Here is a 21,354-nt window from a genome sequence, read left to right as displayed (position 1 = left end):
TTTCTTTTTAAACAAGCAAGAATAGGAAGGTGGTTCACATGACATTACAAGTTCCAACAATATTAATTGGTTTAGGTGGAATCGGTAGTACTGTGACGCATCAAATATATGAAAAACTGCCTGAAGAGCGCCGAAAAAAGGTAGCAATGCACGTATTTGATACAGATGTGAATACTTTGAGTAAATTTGATCATATTCGAAAGTTTAAGACACAAACAAGTTCTAGTAAAACGCCTAGGGAGTATATTGCGGGAGATCCAACGATTCCAGAGTGGTTTCCGATGGATCCGACTATACTTGATAAACCATTAACAGAAGGAGCAGGACAGTTACGTGTCATTTCACGTTTAGCGTTACGTGCTGCGATGAAAGAAGATAAATTGACCTCTTTTTGGCAAGAAATCGAGAAAATTTTTCCAGTTACAAGTGATCAAACAGAATATGGTGTGCGTGTCATTATAGTAACATCACTAGCAGGCGGAACAGGTTCGGGGATGTTTCTACAAATTGCATTATATTTACGTGAAATGCTTCGGAAAAAATTGCAGCATCATAACATTTTAATACGCGGTGCGTTTTTAATGCCTGATGTTTTAGTAAAGACGAGAACAGTTAGTGCGAAAGAGTTTGAGACGGTGCAAGCAAACGGATATGCATCGTTAAAAGAATTACATGCTATTACGCTCGGTTCTACTGGAGAATTATCAAAACGCGGCGGGGTAACAATTGAATTAGAGTATCGCCCTGATCAAGTAGATGAAGACGGAAGAACGAATCATACAATTAAACAACATCATTTACCGTACAATTATTGTTTCTTATACGACTACGAAAACCTACATGGACACCATTTGCACAATTTATCAGATTATATGGAGCAAATGGCAAATACAATTTATTTACAGTTATTTAGCCCGATGTCTACAAGTCATTTTGCACAGGAAGACAATCAAATTCAGCAATTAGCAGAATCAAGCGGAAAAGGACGATATTGCGGGGCAGGAACGGCAAAACTCATTTATCCGTATGAGCATGTGTTAAAATATTGTGCTTTAAAATGGGCTGTGCAAGGTTTAGATGAATCGTGGCTTCATTTAGATCAACTGTTTCAAGAGAAGAAGCAAAGATATGACCAAGATGTAAAACGTGGGATGCAGCGTGAAAAGCCGGAGAGAGGTAAAAGTTATTTAGAGGACTTGGAACATCTTGCTACCCGTCCAGAGCAAGCTCATATTTTCTATAGACAAATGTACAATGAAACGCGTGAAGGAGCAGAGGGTGGTAAGCTCGGAGTTGCGAAATCAAAACTGTTTTTAGAAGCTGTAGAAAGTTATGTACAACGCACGGTGCAAAAAGATGAGGAATTAAATCGTCTGCAACATGAGTGTAAAATTTCAGCTGCGAAGCTGAAAATGATGGAACAAATGAAAGGTGAAGTGGCAAGAGTGGATCATGCGGTGCGTTTATATGCGTATGCGATTCCGAGCCGTGTACATGAACATGTAACGACACTTTTATATGACATGATTGAATCAGACCGCTTTTCACCAAGTGGTTCTGAAGGGCAGTCCTATCAACTAAATACATGGTTTTTAAAGAAAACAGATCCAGTTCACCCAGTAGCAGCACGTTTTATGTTATATGAAATTCGAAAGCAGTTAGTAGAAAAAATGAATCGACTACATGAAAATAATGAACAAAAGCGTAATGTAATTCAAAACTACGATAAAAAATTTAATGTGGGTAATATCGATGGAACGGTAACGGCTGTACGCCGAGTAGAAATTGCTCAACAACAAGGCTGGTTTGGAAAAATGATTAATAATCAGCAACGTTTATTCAAAAGAGAATTTGAAGACATCGTAACGCAATATGTACACAAATTAAATGAATATCGAAAAGAAATGCTATTAGAACTTGTGTATCAATCGCTATATCAAACAGTTAATAAAATGATTCAATATTGGGAAAGGTTTTTTGATAATTTACATGAAACACGTGAAAATTTATTGTTTGAAATCCAAAAGCGCAGTAAGGAATTTGAAGGGAAAACAAACCCGACGAATGTATATGTATTAGCTGAGGAACAGCTGCAAGAAAAGATATGGCAAGATATGCAGCAACATTTAAATTTAGGTGTACTACCGAAAGATATATCAGCGGAAATTTATATGAGTTTGTACGGGGAATATTGTCGTGATGCGAAAACAGAAGAGATTCAGTCGAAAAAGGTAGAGGATTTCTACCGAGAACATATACTGAGCTATTGTTATGACGAACTGCAAGTACGCTATCGTGATAAATTAGAACTGAATATCATTGAGGCGTTGCGAAAAGAAGCGGATTATAAGAAACGTGATCGCGATGAATACGTTCGTGAAAAAATTGAAGACCTGTTCCATTTAGCGAGTCCATTCGTTCCGAAAGTTGCTCATCATAGGGAATTACAATATTGGGGTATACATCCTTCTTTAAAGAAAGAGCTGCAAGAGGAATTAATTCAAGAAATGTTTAAAGAAAAAGATACAGTACATGAAGCCTTTTCGCCATTTGAAGTGATCTGTTATCGAGCACATTACGGCTTATCGCTGCAAGACTTTCCTAAATTATCATCAGGACATATTTCAAACGGATTTATGAATGATAAAGGTGACTATTTCCAATCTTATTATCGCCGTGTAAACAAATTAAATAGTAAAAAATCTAGTTTAACGCCGCATTTAGATAAGTATTGGCACTTACCAGCCTTTATGCCAGATTTAAACGCGACTCAAACAAAATTAGATTATGATAAATGTAATCGTGCATTACTATACGCATATATGTATCGCTGGATTAGTTTAGTTGCTGTTGATGGACAGTTTGTGTATCAATATAACGGTGTGGGACGTAGCTTTTTAATTCAGTCGATGGGGAAAAATATTTCAAGCGAAAGTTATAAATTACACAGAGCATTGCTTCATAATCCGTTTATTTATGAAAACATCTTGTCACGATTTGAAGAAGAGCAAGAAAAGGCGATGATACAAGGTGGACATTTATATACACATCCGTTCGTATTAGGAGCCCAAGATGTAAGATGGCTTAGAAAAGAACATGTCCACAATCTTTTAGACATGATTTTAATGTATGACCGTGAAGCGAAGTATGATCCGACGTTAGAAGAAACATCAGATGAATTATTAAGACTATTCCTTGATGAAATCGAGTTGTATTTCCAGAACTATTACGGTACAGGTGCCGATATGGTGGCAAAGAAAGAGAAAGAAATGTTTATTAAACAATTGTGGGATCGCTCGCATGCAAAAGGATATGTAGATCCAAATAGCGCTCCGTATAAAAAATGGCAAAATTTATTAAGTGTTCAAGATGAAGAAGAAACGCCAAAAACGAATGTATAATGAATGAAAAGGGAATCCTTAAAAGTGGCAATACAACTTTAGAAAAGAGGGATTCTGATGCCGTTTTTAGGAAGTGTATATCAAATATTTGGATTATATCCAGAAATTTATTATGGAATGATTTCAGCTGAACTTGCGGAGCAGCAAAGGTTGGAACAAGCGGAAAACGAAGAACCAGAAACAGAAGCGTAACTGCATAAGCTTCAAAATAAAAAATGATAACACGCTACTTGCTCTTTAAACGTATAAGAGCAAGTAGCGTGTTTTTTCTATTTAATAATCCCATTTTCTAAAATTTTAATAGTTGGTGCTACTTTCACATTAGCTTTTGAAAAGGCACGTGGCCAATCATCTTCAACTTGTTTCCATTCTTTATAGTGAAATGCTCTCGCATAATCACCAAATCCGAATGGATCGAGTTGCTGTTTTTGAATTTTGTAGATTAATTCGTTTAAATCTTTGTTTAGTTGTTTTGTAATAAGAGAAGTTAATTTCTTTCTATCTTTATCTATATCCATGTTGAATGTAAGTTCAGATACGGCAATTTTTAAATCCATTTTAATATTAAATTTGAAGCGGTTATCGCTATAGTCTGTATCGATATCATGATTCATACTAAGAACGTTTATTGTTATGAAATCGTCGCCTTTTGTATCTTTTAGATGGCTATTACTTTCAACTAAATTAGAGGGGATTTTCATTGTAAGTGAAACGGGTATATTAGCTTTCTTTTGCACCATAAGAAGAAGGGCACTTTCATAGCGATTTAAAGACATCTTATAAGTTCCACGAGAAGTTAATAGTGCCGAACCGGTAACAATAACATCTTTCTTCCCTTTTTTTATTTCTGAAATAGCAGGAGTTACGCCTTTATTAAAAGTTTGTCTATGAAATTCATGGAATGTCGTAAACACGGTCCGATTGTATAGTTTGTTCGTATTAATTAAATCTGTTAAATATTCAGGAAGAGCAGGCTTATCTTTGAAATTATTATATATAACAGAAGAAATGGGGCCATCTACTGCAACCATGCGCATATTTCCTGTATTTTTAGGATCGCGATACCAAACATCCAGATAAGGCATAGCTCCTTCTTGTTTTAAAAAATTTGTGCTAAACAATATGAGCTGTAACTTTTCTGTGGACACTAAACCGCTGCTTGAACTGTTAAACGTATCTTTTGCTTCTCGGGGTGTATGTACTTTCGCTTCATGAATTTCGTACTTTTTCTCTACATCTTCATTAAAAATAGGGTTTACGTGATACACAATTAATTTTCCTTTTGGTTTTGCGTCAAAACCGTAAATTAATGAGATGGATTGTTTTTCTAAATCAAGCCGATCTTCACAGCCTACTAAAAAAATTATGAGGAAACAAAATATAATAAAATGAATACAACGTCTCATTTAAATTTTTCTCCTTTTCCAATGCTGATAAAGTGTCATGTATAAGAGAAATACCACTGGGAATAGAAAAACGATAAAATAACTAGCAGTTCCCCAAAATTCCCGCAACGCACTTATCTGATAAGAAGAAGGGATATAAAAGAATAAGATGAAAATACATCCGAATAATAAAAAATAAATAGGTAATGAACTGCCTTTTTTGTTAAGTAATTGATTAATTCCATCTGAAGCAGTGAAAATATAAGGAATACAGGAATCAAAAATAATAAAGAGATAAAATGACAAAAAGATAATTTCAAATCGCTCAAGAAATGAGAAGTGAAACGGTGTAACAAGAGAAAGTGTCGGCCATAAAAACTTTGTTATACCATCTGGACTAAAATAAATAAAAGAAACGAACGTGATTTGAAGATAAATAAATAACGTAATCAAATTCGCAATAACGATTCCTTTTTTTGCAGATGCTTTGTTAGTTAAATAAGGATAAAGGACAAACGAAAACTCGAATCCGAGAAACGCAATGATAGTTGATTTCACGGTGTTTATAATTGGTAGCCATCCTTCCTTGATAAGAGGAAGTAGATATATAAAATGCCCATCTTTAAGAGGAATAAATAATAATAATGGCATCCAAAGTGTAAAGATGACAGTGAAAACAGCAAAACGACTAATAATAAGTGCTCCTTTACATGCAAGCATAAGCATTGGAATAGATAGCAAAATCATAATTAAAGACATAGGAGATCTAGGTAAAATCCAAATGTGAATAACGTATAAGAGGGAAAAAATTAAGGAAACAGCTGCGAGTACAGCATATAAAATCCAAAAAATCATTACTACTCTTCCTAGCCATTTTCCAAGATAGCGTATCAGCACATCAAGTAAAGTATATCCTGGATGTTTTTCCATAATTTTTACAATACATAGACTGACTAAAGTAGTAATGACACATCCGATAATAATAGACATCCAGCCATCTGTATTCGCCCCTTGTGCAACTTCACGCGGGAGTGTAAGTACGCCGAATCCGACTTGAACACCACTAATAGTTAAAATGTATTGAAATAAAGTGATTTCCCTCTTTGCACGTTTTGTCACTTATTCTCCTCCTTTTCCTCAACATCGCTTTGCCGGTTATTTTGTTTTAATTGTAGAGATAGTGGCCGTTTCTTCATGATTTTCCATGGGAAACGTACAAGGGTATCTTTTAAGTCCGAAGCATATGACGGAGAAAAAGGACTACCATATGGCACACCAAGTGATTCCATAGAAAGAATATGGATGATAATGATTGCCATTCCAACCATAATTCCAATGACGCCAAATAAAGAGGCTGCTATCATCATTGGGAATCGAAGAAGCCGAATTCCTGCTGACATTTCTAAGTTAGGAATAATGAAAGAGGCAACCGCAGTAATTGATACGACGATAACCATAACGTTACTAACAATCCCAGCTTGAACCGCAGCTTGTCCAATTACAATTCCTCCTACGACGCCGATTGTTTGTCCAACAGGCCCAGGAAGCCGAATCGCTGCTTCTCGGAGCATTTCGAGAACTAATTCCATTAATAAAGCTTCTAATATGGGGGGGAAAGGAATTTTGGCTCGAGATTCTCCAATCGTTAACAACAATTTGAGCGGAATTACTTCATAATGGAAGGAAATCATAGCAATATAAAGAGCAGGAGCAAATATTGCAATAAATAGCCCAGTGAAACGAAGAAGTCGTATAAAAGATGGAATCATAGGTCTGAAGCTGTAATCATCTATCGTCTGAAAAAAGGATGAAAAGGTCATAGGTCCTATTAATACGCCTGGTGAGCGATCTACAACAACAGCGATTCGCCCATTCAAAATATGATGTGCCGTTGTGTCAGGACGTTCAGTGATAGACAATTGTGGGAAGAGAGTATAGGAATTATCTTCAACAAATCCTTCTAATTCACCGGTAGTAAGAATAGCATCTACTTTGATTGATTCGATGCGGCATGCCATATCTTGTACAACATCTTCGTTTGCAACATCTGCAAGATAAAGTAAAAAAACTTTAGAGGTTGCTCGTTCGCCAACAGTGAATTCCTTCACTTTTAATTCGCGATTTGGAATATAGCGACGAATAAGTGCGATACTATCACTTGCCACTTCATTAAATCCTTCGTGTGAGCTTTTTATGGAAGTCTCTGTTGTAGGTTCTTCAATGCTCCTTTTTGGCGCCGCTTGTGTATCTAGTTCTAAAGCCGATAATTGACCGTTTATAAATAAAATACTTTTGCCATGTAAGAGAGATTGCTCAATGTCTATCCACTTCTGAACTTTTTTAATATTCCCTATAGAAACAGAAGATTCCCAAAAATCGTCTTCATTCCATTCTTTAAATAAGAGAGGCCGAAGAATATCTACATTAATAACAGTTTTATCTACAAGTCCTTCCATATATATAAGAGCAGCTTCTTTTCCGTTTTTTAACGGGAAAGTGCGTGTAATTAATTCTGGAATACCACTAAATAATTTGGATAAGTGTTTAAGATTAAGCGGCATGGAGGAAGAAATTTCTTTATGTAATACAGTTTCAGATTGCTCGTGTGTAGAGAAAGATTTTTCGCCCCTTATCCATTTTCGAAAAGAACCCATATATTCACCTTATTCCTCGTTGAACTTTATATGGGTTATTATGGATAGTTACATACAGACATATGCGCAGTTTAAAATTTATATTGTATATTTGTACATTTAACGCTATAATTATAGTGTTAAAGATGGAATCGTGATATGACCTGTTATGAATCTATCGTTTTATTTATGAATAAATGGATTGGTATTTTAGCAAGATGTGCTAATAAACTACTCCACCATGATAATAGCGTGCCAAAAATGTGGTGCGTATATTTTCGTGGTGGAGTTTTTTTATTCTCAAAAAGGGGGAAAGACCATGAATGACAACATGGTTCATATTACAATTGACGGAAAAAAGTATGCAGCGGAGCCTGGTTCAACGATATTGGGTGTGATTAATGAGAACGGGATTGAACATCCGCAAATTTGTTACGTGCCAGAAGTAGATTCTATTCAAACATGTGACACTTGTATTGTAGAAGTTGACGGAAAGTTAATGCGTTCTTGTTCGACGATAGCAACGGAAGGTATGGACATTGAACGTGCTTCTGTTCGCGCAAAAGAAGCACAAACAGAGGCGATGGATCGGTTACTAGAAAATCATTTATTATACTGTACAGTATGTGACAATAACAATGGGAACTGTAAACTGCATAATACAGCAGAATTAATGGAAATCGAACATCAAAAATATCCTTATGAACCGAAAGTAGATGTAAGTGAAGTTGATATGACGCATCCGTTTTATCGCTATGACCCTAATCAATGTATTGCATGCGGTCAATGCGTTGAGGTGTGTCAAAACTTACAAGTAAATGAAACGTTATCGATAGACTGGGAAGCGGAACGCCCACGAGTTATTTGGGATGAAGGAGTAAATATTAATGATTCTTCATGCGTTAGCTGTGGTCAATGTGTAACGATTTGCCCTTGTAACGCTTTAATGGAGAAAACGATGCTCGGTGAAGCTGGATTTATGACGGGATTAAAACCAGATATTCTTGAACCGATGGTAGATTTAATTAAAGAAGTTGAGCCTGGATATAGCGGTATTTTTGCGGTATCAGAAGTGGAAGCGGCCATGCGTGATACTCGTACGAAGAAAACGAAAACAGTATGTACATTTTGTGGTGTAGGTTGTTCGTTTGAAGTGTGGACGAAGGGGCGTAAAATCCTTAAAGTACAGCCATCTTCAGATGCACCAGTTAACGCAATTTCCACTTGTGTAAAAGGGAAATTTGGTTGGGATTTCGTAAATTCTAAAGAACGAATTACAAAACCTTTAATTCGTAAAAATGGAACGTTTGTTGAATCTACATGGGAAGAAGCATTGAATGTAGTTGCAAGTAAATTAGGATCGATTAAAGAAGAGTATGGTAAAGATGCTATCGGTTTTATTTCTTCATCTAAAATTACGAATGAAGACAATTACGTTATTCAAAAACTAGCCCGACAAGTATTTGAAACGAATAATATTGATAACTGCTCACGTTATTGCCAATCACCAGCAACGGATGGTTTGTTCCGTACAATTGGTATGGGCGGTGATGCAGGAACGATTAAAGATATTGCGCAATCTGGTCTTGTTATTATTGTAGGATGTAATCCGACAGAAGGTCATCCTGTTTTAGCTACACGTATTAAACGTGCACATAAATTACACGGACAAAAGTTAATTGTAGCTGATCTTCGTAAAACAGAAATGGCAGAGCGATCAGATGTCTTTATTAGTCCAAAACAAGGAACAGATCAAGTATGGTTAATGGCTGTTACGAAATATATGATTGATCAAGGTTGGCATGATCAAGAATTTATTAATGAGAATGTAAACTTCTTTGAAGATTTCAAAGAGAGCCTGAAAGAATATACACTTGAATATGGAGAAGAAATGACTGGTATTTCAAAAGAAACACTTATTCAAATGGCTGAAATGATTCGTGATGCAGATGGTACATGTATCCTTTGGGGGATGGGAGTAACGCAAAATACAGGTGGCTCTGATACTTCCGCTGCGATTTCAAACTTACTTCTTGCAACAGGGAACTATCGTCGTCCAGGAGCAGGTGCATACCCACTTCGAGGTCACAATAACGTACAAGGTGCTTGTGATATGGGTACTTTACCAGGATGGCTTCCAGGATATCAGCACGTTACTAACGAAATGGAACGTGCGAAATTTGAAACTGCTTACGGAGTGAAAATTGATAGTGAACCAGGTCTTAATAATATTGAAATGCTTCACGCAATTGACGAAGGAAAAATGAAAGCAATGTATCTTGTCGGAGAAGATATGGCTCTTGTAGATTCTAATGCAAATCATGTACATGAAGTGTTAACGAGCCTTGATTTCTTCGTTGTGCAAGATGTTTTCCTTTCTAAAACTGCTCAATATGCAGATGTTGTATTACCAGCAGCGCCATCTCTTGAGAAAGAAGGTACTTTCACAAATACAGAGCGCCGTGTCCAAAGATTATATCAAGTTCTTCCTACGCTAGGAGATGCGAAACCAGACTGGTGGATCGTCCAGGAAGTTGCGAATAAACTAGGTGCAAACTGGAATTATAGCCACCCAAGTGAAATCTTTGCTGAAATGGCAAGTTTATCACCATTGTTCTCGCAAGCGAACTATGAAGTGCTTGAAGGATGGAACAGTTTCCATTGGGGAAGTTTTGATGGAACGAATACACCACTTCTGTTCCAAGATGGATTTAACTTCCCAGATAAAAAAGCTCGTTTTGCGATTGCTGACTGGGTACGTCCAGCTGAATTTCCAGCCGAGTTTGACCTTCACATTAACAACGGTCGTATGCTTGAGCATTTCCATGAAGGGAATATGACAAATAAATCAACAGGTATTCAAACGAAAGTACCTGGTGTTTTCGTTGAAATCTCTCCAGACCTTGCAAAAGAACGTGGCGTAAAAACAGGTTCGTTAGTTCGTCTTGTCTCTCCTTTTGGAGCATTAAAATTACGTGCACTCGTTACAGATCGTGTAAAAGCGAATGAGTTATATTTACCGATGAACTCTACAGATAACGAAACGGCAATTAATTTCTTAACAGGTCCTGCTGTGGATGTACGTACGAATACACCTGCGTATAAACAAACGAAAGTACGTATGGAAGTGTTAGAAGTTGATGGCGAAAATCCGATGCCAAAAGCGAACCCACGCAATAAAAAACGTCACCCTCAAGCTGGAATTGAGGTACATCGTAAGTGGGCACGTACAGGGTATGTGCATTTAACGGATAAGTAGGAGGAGAAAACTATGGCTGCACCTATAAAAATGATTCAAAAACAAGAATTAACTGAGGAAGAAATAAAACAGCAAAAGTTAGATGATTTAAAAGAGCTTCTAACTAATAATGAAGAAGCTCTAAATCAGATGTTTAATATAGTAGGGGAATTAAATGACATTGGAATGCTAGAAGCTGCAAATTCTATGCTAAAAGCGAAAGAACCAATTGCGAAGATTGTTCTAGGTCAAGTAACTCGTGAGCCTGTTACAAATTTAATTAATAATATGATGGGCGCTGCAGGTGCGTTAACTGAACTTGACCCAGAACTTACGAAAAAGCTTATAGGTAGTTTATTAGTCGGGCTAGAAGAAGGTAATGAACATTTAGAAAGTAATAAAAAAGTAGGGGTATTCGATCTTATGAAAGTATTGAAAGACCCAGATATTAACCGTGCGATCGGGTTTGGGCTTCATTTCTTAAAAGGAATGGGGAAAGGGTTAAAAGACGAATAAACTTCATGAAGTGAACCTTTTCGCCCAAATATTTGTACGAAATAGTTTGGGCGGAAGGCTCATTTTGGTAAAATATATAATAAAGTAAAATGAGGCTTTTGGGAGGTATAATTGTATGTCAAAAAAAGTACATGAATTTAATGATATGATCCGAAAACTTCGAAAGGAACTTTTCGGAAAAGGACCGGAACGAATTCATACTGTTTTTGCAGAAAATATGGCTATAGCGACTCTTTATGGAAACTTAACACCTACTGAAAAATTTATTTCAAGTACGATGGACGGTGCGGAAATGGTTCATCTGGCTAGAACAAAAATGATTCAAGAAGTGTATGCTGCGAATTCCCGTGAACATTTGGAGGAACTTGTTGGCGCGAAATTAGTGAATTTGTTTTCAGATATGAAAGTAGAAGAAGATATTGCAGTTTCGGTATTTGTTTTTGATAAAAATATAACGTGAGAGAAGGATACTGATCGTGAAACCGATACAGGTAGAAAGAGAAATCTTTCGTTATGAACAAGAGGTATTTAAGCATATAGAGGACAGCATTGTAACAGAGTTTCCTGTCACCATTAAAATGAACGGACAGGAGTTTGTTACAATGGTTAGTACTCCAGAATATATAGAAGATATGGTAATAGGCTTCTTAGCATCTGAAGGAATCATTCGAAAGTATGAAGATATTGATAGTGTATGGGTGCAGGAGAAAGAAGGATTTGTACATGTAACAACGACAAAAGTAAATCCGTATTATGAACAAATGCAAAATAAACGATATATTACGTCTTGTTGTGGTATGAGTAGGCAAGGATTTGTTTTTGCAAATGATGCACTAAGTGCAAAAAAGATGAAGGGTGTCCATGTACAGGTTGCTGCCGATGATTGTTTTCGGTTAATGAAAGAAATGCAGCAATCTGCGGATACGTTTCATCATACTGGCGGGGTTCATAATGCAGCTTTATGTGATGTGAATGGTATTATTTTAAGCCGAATGGATATTGGTAGGCATAATGCACTAGACAAAATTTACGGTTATTGTTTAAAAAACGATATTTCTATAAAAGATAAAATCATTGTTTTTAGTGGTCGTATTTCTTCGGAAATATTATTGAAAGTTGCAAAAATCGGTTGTGAAATTATACTATCAAAATCAGCTCCAACTGAGTTAGCTTTGCAACTAGCGGAAGATTTAGGTATTACGACAATAGGATTTATTCGTAATCACTCCTTAAATGTGTATACCCATCCAGAGCGTGTTTTAAATATAAAATAAAAGTGAGGCAATGAAGATGAAATCAGTTACATTAGACAAGTTGCAACGTCCGTTAAAGGATTTACGTATTTCAGTTACTGATCGCTGTAATTTTCGCTGTCGATATTGTATGCCAGAAGAAATATTTGGTCCTGATTACTCGTTTTTGTCTAATGACAAAATTTTATCTTTTGATGAAATTGAAAGGATAACACGTATTTTCGTTTCTTTAGGTGTGAGAAAATTACGGATTACAGGCGGAGAACCGTTACTTAGAAGAGGGCTTCCAAAGCTTATTGAGCGGCTTCATAAAATAGATGGTGTAGAAGATATCGGTTTAACAACCAATGGATCGTTACTTAAAAAATTTGCTCCTGATTTATATAAGGCGGGACTATCACGTGTAACAGTTAGCTTAGATTCCTTAGAAGAAGAGCGGTTTTTCTATTTAAATGGTAATAGGAGCAAAGTGCAAAGGGTTCTGGAAGGAATACAGGCTGCAGCTGAAGTTGGAATGAAAATTAAAATAAACATGGTCGTTCAAAAGGGAAAAAACGAACAGGACATTTTGCAGATGGCGCAATACTTTAAGGAAAACAAGCATATTCTTCGTTTTATTGAGTATATGGACGTTGGAAATTATAATGGTTGGGATTTAAAAGAGGTCGTCTCTAAACAAGAAATAGTAGATACGATTCATCAAGTTATGCCGTTAGAACGGATAGAAGCAAATTATTCTGGTGAAGTGGCTACTAGGTATCGTTATATAGGAAGCGACGAGGAAATAGGTATTATTTCATCGGTAACAGATTCTTTTTGCTTATCATGTACGAGAGCTCGTATTTCTGCAGAAGGAAAATTATATACTTGCTTATTTGCTTCTAAAGGAAATGATTTAAGAGAATTGCTTCGTTCTGAACATACAGATGAGGACATTACAGATGTAGTACGCGATATATGGAATAATAGGGAAGATCGTTATTCAGATGAACGCTTAAATCATAAAAATAAGAATACAATACCTAAAATTGAAATGTCACATATCGGTGGTTAATATATAAAGCTAGCGTCATAGTGAAAAATGGGGAATTTACAAGAGTTGTGGATTTTCTATTTTATAGTAAAAGTGATGATTGATATCTCTGTAAAAGATGTGCAGAGAAATTAAGCAGCATTCAAAAACCTTTATTTTGAGGAGGTTTTTTGAAGCTGCTTTTTTATTTGGAGAAAATGGAGGAATGGGTAATGGCATTTCATAAGCCGGAACAAATTGCTGAGCTTGTCATTGAGGCCGGTGTTCAAAAAGTAAGACAGACATTGCCAGCGATGCTTATTCTCGGTTTTTTAGGAGGAGCGTTTATTGCGATAGGTTTTTTACTTAACATTCGAGTTTTAGGGAATTTACCTGAGCGCTGGGGGAGTCTAGTGAATGTTTTAGGAGGAGCGGTATTTCCTGTTGGACTTATGCTCGTAGTATTAGCAGGAGGAGAATTAATTACGGGAAATATGATGTCACTGTCTATGGCGCTTTATGCAAAGAAAATTACATTGATAAGTGTACTGAATAACTGGGTTTGGATTACTCTCATGAATTTTATTGGGGCAATTTTCGTTGCGTATTGCTTTGGACATCTTGGCGGATTAACAGAGGGAGAGTATTTAAATAAAACAGTAGCGATAGCGGAAGGGAAGTTACATGAATCATTTGGAAGAACTTTAATTTTAGCAATTGGTTGTAATTGGCTCGTTTGTCTTGCTCTTTGGCTCGCTTACGGGACGAGTGATTTTGTCGGAAAAATCATCGGAATTTGGATTCCAATTATGGCATTTGTAGTGATTGGATTTCAGCAAGTAGTAGCAAATATGTTTGTCATTTCCGCTGTTATTTTTGCTGGTCATCTAACGTGGATGGATTTGGCTAAAAATTTTGTTCCTGTTTTTATCGGAAATGTAATTGGAGGAGCTGGGTTTGTTGGTTTTGCTTACTTTGCTTGTTATCAGAAACAACATTCTAATATGAAATAGAGTTCTTGAGAGGAAGGGTATGTAATGGCTGATCGGTATTCACGACAACAGTTGTTCAAACCAATTGGGAGTAAAGGACAAGAAAAAATTCGAAATAAACATGTGTTAATTGTAGGGGCAGGCGCATTAGGAAGTGCAAGTGCCGAAAGTTTCGTACGTGCAGGTGTTGGCAAGTTGACGATTATTGATCGTGACTACGTTGAATGGAGTAATTTACAAAGGCAACAATTGTACTCTGAACAAGATGCGAGAGAGAAAATGCCGAAAGCAATTGCTGCAAAAAATCGGTTAGAACAAATTAATTCGGAAGTACAAATACATGCTTTCGTAATGGATGCAACTTCAGAAAATATGGAAGGTCTATTAAAAAATGTAGATGTAATCATTGATGCAACAGATAATTTTGATATTCGATTTGTAATAAATGATTTATCACAAAAACATAATATTCCTTGGGTATATGGTTCTTGCGTTGGATCGTATGGTATGAGTTATACAATTATTCCGCAAGAGACACCGTGTTTACATTGTATGCTGAAAAATATTCCTGTTACAGGTGTGACATGTGATACCGCTGGAATTATTAGCCCGACTGTTCAAATCGTCGCAGCATATCAATTGGCAGAAGCACTCAAAATTTTAGTGGAAGATTTCTCAGCAATTAGAAAAACATTTTTCATGTTTGATATATGGAGTAATCAAAATCATTTTATAAAATTAGGGAAAATAAAAACAGACGCTTGTCTCTCATGCGGTTTGAATCGAACTTATCCTTATTTATCATACGAAAATCAAACGAAAGCAGCTGTTTTATGCGGAAGAAATACAGTTCAAATTAGAACAGTAGACAATAGGAAATACAATTTTGATGATATAGAAAAAGTATTACAAAAACTGGGGAAAGTAGATCGGAATCCGTATTTACTATCTTGCCAATTCGATGATTACCGCGTGGTTGTTTTTCGAGATGGTCGTGTTTTTATTCATGGTACAAATGATATTTCGAAAGCGAAACAACTATATTATCGCGTATTCGGTTAATAGAGAGGGTGTCAACAATGGAAAGAAGAGTGCCAATTACGGTTGAAGAAGCTGTTCGTAAAGTGATGGGATTTGCTGATAAAGGCTTAAAGGAGCTATTACCAATTGAATTAGCTTATGGACGTATATTAGCAGAGGATTTAATAGCTGACCATGATGTACCGTCATTTAATCGTTCGCCGTATGACGGATTTGCTATTCGAGCAGAAGATACTAATTTAGCAAGTTATGAAACGCCAATTGTATTTGAAGTAGTGGGTGAAATTGGTGCAGGATCGCTATTCCATGAGAAAGTAGGTCCGTTTCAAGCAGTTCGAATTATGACGGGAGCACAAATTCCGAATGGGTGTGATGCGGTTGTTATGTTAGAGCTGACTCGTCAATATGAGAAGAATGGCAACAATTATATGGAAGTGAAGCGATCATTCAAAAAGGGCGACAATATTTCTTTTCAAGGTGAAGATGCTCGTAAAGGAACGGTTCTTGCAAAGAAAGGATCGTACATTAATCCAGGTATTTCAGCTCTTCTTGCTACATTCGGTTATAGTGAAGTGCCAGTTGCGAGAAAGCCTGTAATTGGACTGTTAGCGACTGGGAGTGAATTGCTTGATGTCGATGATTCATTACAGCCAGGGAAAATCCGAAATAGTAATACGTATATGATATTGTCTCAAATTCGAAGAGCAGGCGGCAGAGTAAAATATTTTGGGAAGTTTAGTGATGATTTTAATACATGTTTTACAGCTGTGAAAGAAGCGCTTGGGCAAGTGGATATGTTAATTACAACGGGCGGTGTATCAGTAGGAGATTACGATTATTTACCAGCTATTTACGAAAAGTTAGGTGCCTCTGTTCTTTTCAATAAAGTTGCAATGCGGCCAGGGAGTGTTACGACTGTAGCACAATTAAATGGCAAGTTATTATTTGGTTTATCAGGAAATCCATCAGCTTGTTATGTAGGGTTTGAATTATTCGTAAGACCGTGTATTCGGGCGTATATGTTTAGTGAAAAAGTACATTTAAAAAGAGAAAAAGCGTTATTAGGAGAAGATTTTCTAAAACCGAATCCATTTACAAGATTTGTACGAGCGAAATTGCAATATGATGAGGGGAAATTAATAGCTTATCCATCAGGTTTTGATAAATCTAGCTCAGTTTCCTCATTGGCAGAATCAAACGTGTTTATCGTATTGCCGGGCGGGACAAGAGGATATAAAAAAGATATGTTTGTCGATGTTCTTTTATTAGAAGATAACGAAGGTAGTGAATGGCCTTGGACATTTCATAAAGTGAGAGGTGGTTCTAATGGGACAAGTGTTATTTGAGATTGTAGATAATCCGATTTTAGTTGAAGAAGTAACGAATAAAGTCGCAAGAAGGGAAGTGGGTGCGATTACAACATTTATTGGTACCGTGAGAGAACTTACAAAAGGAAAACGAACGCTACATTTAGAGTATGAAGCATATAAACCGATGGCAGTAAAACAACTTATGAGAATTGGTGAAGAAATTAGTGAAAGATGGCCGGATGCAAAAGTAGCAATTACGCACCGTGTAGGGCGGCTAGAAATCATGGATATTGCGGTAGTCATTGCAGTTTCATCACCGCATCGTAAAGTAGCTTATGAAGCGAATGAGTACGCGATTGAACGTATAAAACGAATCGTTCCAATTTGGAAAAAAGAATTTCGGGAAGATGGAACGATGTGGGTTGGAGATCAACTTGAAAACACACCATATCCAGAAGGAAAACCAAAGAAGGAAGAATGAGAAAATGATTACAATTTTATTGTTTGCAAATTTGCGTGAGGAAGTCGGATTGGATCAATTAATAATTTCAGAAAAACAAGAAATGACTGTTGGGCAATTAAAAGAATGGTTGAAAGATAGTTATCATTTGCAATCCTTGGATACAGTAATGGTTGCAATTAATGAAGAGTTTGTAACGAATGAAGAGATGATAAAAGTAGGAGATATAGTCGCATTAATCCCGCCCATTAGCGGAGGGTAATAAGCTTTTTCAACAGATGAAGCGCCGAGAAGATGTTGTATATAAATTAGAATAAGAGAAGGGATGAGTTCTATGCTTACTCAAGAACAAATAATAAATGCATTAAAACATGTAGAGGATCCAGAGTTACACAAAAGTGTTGTAGAATTAAATATGGTTAGAAATATACAAATGAACGGAACAGAGGTTAAACTTGAAGTAGTACTAACAATACAAGGTTGTCCGTTAAAAGCAAAAATTCAACAAGATATTGAAGAATCACTTCACGCAATTGGTGCCTCTAAAGTGGATGTAACATTTGGTTCTATGACACAAGAAGAACGTGCAGCTTTAACAGAGAAGTTAAAGAAAAATAGTAGAACAGAAACTGGTATGCCGAGCATGCTTCGCCTTGATTCAGGAGTACGGTTTATTACTGTAACGAGTGGAAAAGGTGGAGTTGGAAAATCAACGGTGACAATTAATCTTGCAACTGCACTAGCTCGTATGGGCAAAAAAGTGGGGATATTAGATGCAGACATATATGGTTTTAGTATTCCAGCTATGATGGAAACGAATAAGAAACCAACGATGATTGATCAAACAGCAATTCCGGTCGTTAGTCACGGTGTTAAAATTATGTCGATGGGATTTTTTACGGAAGGAAATAACCCGGTTATGTGGCGCGGACCGATGTTAAATAAATGGATTCAAAATTTCCTTGCGAATACGCACTGGGGAGAATTAGATTATTTACTTCTTGATTTACCACCTGGTACAGGAGATGTTGCTATTGATGTTGCAGCAATGATCCCGCAGGCGCAAGAAATTATCGTTACAACACCACACAATGTAGCTTCGTTCGTAGCATCTAGAGTAGGAGTTATGGCAAAGCATACGAAACACGAGATTTTAGGGATTGTAGAAAATATGGCTTATTATGAAGAGCAAGATGGATCGAAAAACTATCTCTTCGGAAAAGGTGGCGGCGAAATGCTTGCAGAACAATTGCACACAGAAGTGATTGCGCAAGTGCCTTTTGCAAAACGAGAAGAAAATAACGGTTCATCTGTATATGATGAAGACTCTCTTGTAGGAGAAGTGTTTACATCGTTAGCTGAGGATATTATTTATAGAGGATAGAGGGGGAAGTTTAATATGGCATGTAACATTGATCATTCTATTGAAGATGTGATGAATAAGCTTGAAAGTCAAAAGAGTTTTTTACCTGAAGGGATCTTTAAAGAGTTAAAGAGTTTTTTGCAAGGTATTCATTCACAGAAATTATTAAATGATGTTTTTCACCTCCTAAAAAAGTATGATTTAGTCAGTGAGGAAGAACGAGAGACGAAAAACGCACAATTATTGTACATTTTGAATTAAGTACTCTTTGGCTTTAGAATTTTTTCAGAAGGGGTGAATGTAATGAATATGAAAAAGATGATTGAAATGGTAGAAGCAACTAAAGTGACTGACGAAGAATTATCGATTTCTACTTTACATCAAAAGCTTGTGAAGTTGTATAGTCAAAAAGATTGTGCAGAGTATACGGAGTTATTAAAATATATTTTATCATTATCCGTGCAGCTGAAGCTGAATCTCGTATTGAAATATTTTGGTGTGCGTCCGGTTGTTGCTGCAGACGAGCGTATGCAATTTCAAGAGATATTTAAATGCTTAGCTAAGAAAGATGAGAATGGGGAATGGTTTCTAAATTTTGTTTCTTTATATGTAGGGCTAATTGTAGTTCTTCATTTTGATGAGAAAGTGATTGAGAGCAATTTTTTTGATGATATGGTAGTGGGTAAATGTAATGAAATATAAGATTCTGCTCATAACGTTTTTCTATTTAAATGCTTTAATTGCGATTTTAGTTGGTTATATAAATATGAAGGCAATTAATTAAGAAAAAGGAATGAAACTAGTTGGATAAAAAGAGTTCTTCAGTTGTTTCCGTCGTTTTTTCGTGTTACTATTAATCGAATTTTTCATAAGGAGAGAAAGCGATGAAATGGATTTATTTTCTTATTATTAACGTTATAGCTTTTAGCCTTATGGGGCTTGATAAACGAAAAGCAAAGAAGAAACAGTGGAGAACGCCAGAAAGTACGTTGTTTTTATCGGCGGCAGCTGGAGGAGCAGTTGGAGCTTGGATCGGCATGTATATGTTTCATCATAAAACTCATAAAAAGAAATTTGTTTTCGGCATACCGTTACTTGTTGTAATAACGGTATGTTTATTATTCGTTGTATGAGAAATGTCGAAAGAAATGCAGATTGATTATTGGTAAAGTGAGCATGTGAGACCGTATAATGGAGAAAAAATGAGAAGAGGAGAAAAAGGAAGATGGGGAGTCAATCAGCAGAGCAAAAAAAAGGGATACTATATGCGGCTGGTGCTTACACGATGTGGGGAATTCTACCGATTTATTGGAAATGGGTTGAGGAAGTTCCAGCAGATGAAATATTAGCGCACCGCATCGTTTGGGCATTTGTTTTTATGTTACTTGTATTAGGTGTTACGAAGAGGTTTCGCCAGTTTATTGGGGAATTTGTGAATCTTTTTAAACGACCTAAATTATTAATGTCATTAACAATAGCTTCAGTCTTGATTAGCGGAAACTGGTTTGTTTACATATGGGCCGTTAATCATAATCATGTTATTGAAGCGAGTCTTGGCTATTATATTAATCCGCTTATTAGTATTTTACTTGGTACAGTCGTTTTAAAGGAAAAGTTAAACTTTTGGCAATATGTTGCAGTTGGTTTAGCAGGAGTAGGGGTTGTCATTTTAACAGTACGTTTCGGATCTATTCCGTGGGTTTCTCTTTCACTTGCCTTTTCATTTGGATTATACGGATTAACGAAAAAACTATTAAACTATGATGCTACAATTGGACTTACGATGGAAACCATGTTAGTGACGCCGTTTGCGATCATTTATCTTGTTATGACAGGAGCACATGGTTTCGGCTCATTTGGATCTATTTCAATGTTATCAACGTTACTTTTAATAGGAGCAGGTATTGTAACAGCATTACCACTATTTTATTTTGCAAAAGGAGCACAACTTATTCCGCTTTATATGGTGGGATTTTTACAATATATTGCGCCAACAATTAGCTTAATTTTAGGTGTATTTGTATTTGGTGAACATTTCACATCTACACATATGATTGCATTTTTCTGTATATGGGTTGCTTTATTTGTATTCTCGGTAGCGAAAACAAAGTTTTTAGTGCAGAAACAACCGAAATTTATAAAAAATAAATCAGCAAAAGTATCATAATGCGTAGTATTTTCTACGCATTTTTCTTTATACTTATATTATATAGAATTTCCATTATAGTCAGTAAGGAGCTGAGAACATGGAAACAATTTTACATAATGATCCGCTTATGGCAGCTGTAATTTCATGGTTTTTAGCACAATTAACGAAAGTAGTCTTTAAATTAGTTAAAACGGGTGAATTTGATTTTGCAAAGTTTTTTGCTTCAGGTGGGATGCCAAGTTCTCATGCTTCAACAGTTACAGCGCTTGCTACAGGAGTTGGAGTTGTGGAAGGTGTGGAAAGCTCGATGTTTGCGGTTGCTGCTATTTTTGCCATTATTGTTATGTATGATGCTTCAGGAGTAAGGCTTGCAGTAAGTAAACAAGCAAAAATATTGAATGACTTTTTTCACGGTAGAGAAACAGAATATAAGAAGTTAAATGAACTTGTTGGGCATACACCGTATGAAGTAGTAGTCGGTGCTTTATTAGGGATTATTGTCGGAGTAGGATATTGTTTATGAGCAGAACATTTTATATGTTCTGCTTTTCTTTGTTTTCATACATATTCAGCTACCTTTTTGAATATCGTTATACGGATT

General features: G+C 36.2%; 21 protein-coding genes. 18 read left to right on the top strand and 3 right to left on the bottom strand.

Translation table 11 applies throughout. The features are described from left to right. Positions 1 to 38: 38 nt before the first annotated feature. Positions 39 to 3,401, top strand: a complete 3,363-nt coding sequence (locus CN409_RS22250) for a tubulin-like doman-containing protein (RefSeq protein WP_000175112.1) — start codon at positions 39 to 41, stop codon at positions 3,399 to 3,401. A 57-nt stretch (positions 3,402 to 3,458) separates the two neighbouring features. Then, positions 3,459 to 3,593, top strand: a complete 135-nt coding sequence (locus CN409_RS22245) for a hypothetical protein (protein ID WP_001116178.1) — start codon at positions 3,459 to 3,461, stop codon at positions 3,591 to 3,593. A 77-nt stretch (positions 3,594 to 3,670) separates the two neighbouring features. Here the strand turns inward: CN409_RS22245 and CN409_RS22240 are convergent, their stop codons facing one another. Genes CN409_RS22240 through CN409_RS22230 form a run of 3 tightly spaced genes read right to left on the bottom strand, consistent with a single transcriptional unit; the run spans position 3,671 to position 7,440 of the window. After that, positions 3,671 to 4,807: a Ger(x)C family spore germination protein gene (locus CN409_RS22240; RefSeq protein ID WP_001250481.1), complete on the bottom strand. Its 1,137-nt coding sequence runs from the start codon at positions 4,805 to 4,807 to the stop codon at positions 3,671 to 3,673. Then, positions 4,808 to 5,905: an endospore germination permease gene (locus CN409_RS22235; protein ID WP_000166526.1), complete on the bottom strand. Its 1,098-nt coding sequence runs from the start codon at positions 5,903 to 5,905 to the stop codon at positions 4,808 to 4,810. After that, complete coding sequence (locus tag CN409_RS22230) at positions 5,902 to 7,440, bottom strand: spore germination protein (protein ID WP_000534546.1); 1,539 nt, start codon at positions 7,438 to 7,440, stop codon at positions 5,902 to 5,904. The genes CN409_RS22235 and CN409_RS22230 overlap by 4 nt, the downstream gene beginning before the upstream one ends. Before the next feature lie 298 nt (positions 7,441 to 7,738). Here CN409_RS22230 and fdhF point away from each other — a divergent pair, with 298 nt between their 5' ends. The 16 genes from fdhF (at position 7,739) to CN409_RS22140 (ending at position 21,276) form a co-directional block, all read left to right on the top strand. Then, positions 7,739 to 10,678, top strand: a complete 2,940-nt coding sequence (fdhF, locus tag CN409_RS22220; RefSeq protein WP_000999389.1) for a formate dehydrogenase subunit alpha — start codon at positions 7,739 to 7,741, stop codon at positions 10,676 to 10,678. Positions 10,679 to 10,690: 12 nt separating this feature from the next. Continuing rightward, positions 10,691 to 11,173: a helical membrane plugin domain-containing protein gene (locus CN409_RS22215; protein WP_000729897.1), complete on the top strand. Its 483-nt coding sequence runs from the start codon at positions 10,691 to 10,693 to the stop codon at positions 11,171 to 11,173. A gap of 115 nt (positions 11,174 to 11,288) precedes the next feature. Continuing rightward, the gene (locus CN409_RS22210; protein ID WP_000039580.1) at positions 11,289 to 11,633 is read left to right on the top strand and encodes a Na-translocating system protein MpsC family protein; all 345 of its coding nucleotides are present in this window, start codon (positions 11,289 to 11,291) and stop codon (positions 11,631 to 11,633) included. 16 nt (positions 11,634 to 11,649) lie between these two features. Further along, complete coding sequence (fdhD, locus tag CN409_RS22205) at positions 11,650 to 12,447, top strand: formate dehydrogenase accessory sulfurtransferase FdhD (protein WP_000802662.1); 798 nt, start codon at positions 11,650 to 11,652, stop codon at positions 12,445 to 12,447. Positions 12,448 to 12,463: 16 nt separating this feature from the next. Further along, the gene (gene moaA, locus CN409_RS22200; RefSeq protein WP_000844114.1) at positions 12,464 to 13,480 is read left to right on the top strand and encodes a GTP 3',8-cyclase MoaA; all 1,017 of its coding nucleotides are present in this window, start codon (positions 12,464 to 12,466) and stop codon (positions 13,478 to 13,480) included. Positions 13,481 to 13,671: 191 nt separating this feature from the next. After that, entirely contained in the window at positions 13,672 to 14,451 is a 780-nt protein-coding gene (locus tag CN409_RS22190) for a formate channel (RefSeq protein WP_000863998.1), read from the top strand. A 24-nt stretch (positions 14,452 to 14,475) separates the two neighbouring features. Further along, positions 14,476 to 15,492 carry a molybdopterin-synthase adenylyltransferase MoeB gene (locus CN409_RS22185; RefSeq protein WP_000785263.1) on the top strand — a complete coding sequence of 339 codons (1,017 nt, stop codon included), beginning with the start codon at positions 14,476 to 14,478 and terminating at the stop codon, positions 15,490 to 15,492. Positions 15,493 to 15,509: 17 nt separating this feature from the next. Continuing rightward, positions 15,510 to 16,817: a molybdopterin molybdotransferase MoeA gene (locus tag CN409_RS22180; protein ID WP_000442187.1), complete on the top strand. Its 1,308-nt coding sequence runs from the start codon at positions 15,510 to 15,512 to the stop codon at positions 16,815 to 16,817. Continuing rightward, entirely contained in the window at positions 16,798 to 17,262 is a 465-nt protein-coding gene (moaE, locus tag CN409_RS22175; protein WP_000531885.1) for a molybdopterin synthase catalytic subunit MoaE, read from the top strand. The genes CN409_RS22180 and moaE overlap by 20 nt, the downstream gene beginning before the upstream one ends. 4 nt (positions 17,263 to 17,266) lie before the next feature. Then, the gene (moaD, locus tag CN409_RS22170; protein ID WP_000628472.1) at positions 17,267 to 17,503 is read left to right on the top strand and encodes a molybdopterin converting factor subunit 1; all 237 of its coding nucleotides are present in this window, start codon (positions 17,267 to 17,269) and stop codon (positions 17,501 to 17,503) included. Between the two features lie 72 nt (positions 17,504 to 17,575). Continuing rightward, entirely contained in the window at positions 17,576 to 18,625 is a 1,050-nt protein-coding gene (locus tag CN409_RS22165; RefSeq protein WP_086390863.1) for a P-loop NTPase, read from the top strand. Positions 18,626 to 18,640: 15 nt separating this feature from the next. Continuing rightward, positions 18,641 to 18,865: a group-specific protein gene (locus CN409_RS22160; RefSeq protein ID WP_086390862.1), complete on the top strand. Its 225-nt coding sequence runs from the start codon at positions 18,641 to 18,643 to the stop codon at positions 18,863 to 18,865. A 42-nt stretch (positions 18,866 to 18,907) separates the two neighbouring features. Beyond that, the gene (locus CN409_RS22155; protein WP_001056282.1) at positions 18,908 to 19,306 is read left to right on the top strand and encodes a hypothetical protein; all 399 of its coding nucleotides are present in this window, start codon (positions 18,908 to 18,910) and stop codon (positions 19,304 to 19,306) included. A 182-nt stretch (positions 19,307 to 19,488) separates the two neighbouring features. Further along, entirely contained in the window at positions 19,489 to 19,737 is a 249-nt protein-coding gene (locus CN409_RS22150; protein ID WP_000871349.1) for a DUF1294 domain-containing protein, read from the top strand. Positions 19,738 to 19,829: 92 nt separating this feature from the next. Further along, a complete protein-coding gene (gene rarD / locus CN409_RS22145; RefSeq protein ID WP_000535541.1) occupies positions 19,830 to 20,771 on the top strand; it encodes an EamA family transporter RarD in 942 nt (313 codons plus the stop codon). Positions 20,772 to 20,850: 79 nt separating this feature from the next. Then, the gene (locus tag CN409_RS22140) at positions 20,851 to 21,276 is read left to right on the top strand and encodes a divergent PAP2 family protein (RefSeq protein WP_000447819.1); all 426 of its coding nucleotides are present in this window, start codon (positions 20,851 to 20,853) and stop codon (positions 21,274 to 21,276) included. The last annotated feature ends 78 nt before the right edge of the window (positions 21,277 to 21,354 follow it).

It is taken from the genome of Bacillus sp. AFS012607, from assembly GCF_002558005.1.
Lineage (GTDB): Bacteria > Bacillota > Bacilli > Bacillales > Bacillaceae_G > Bacillus_A > Bacillus_A thuringiensis_S.
This window is presented reverse-complemented; position numbering and strand designations above follow the sequence as displayed.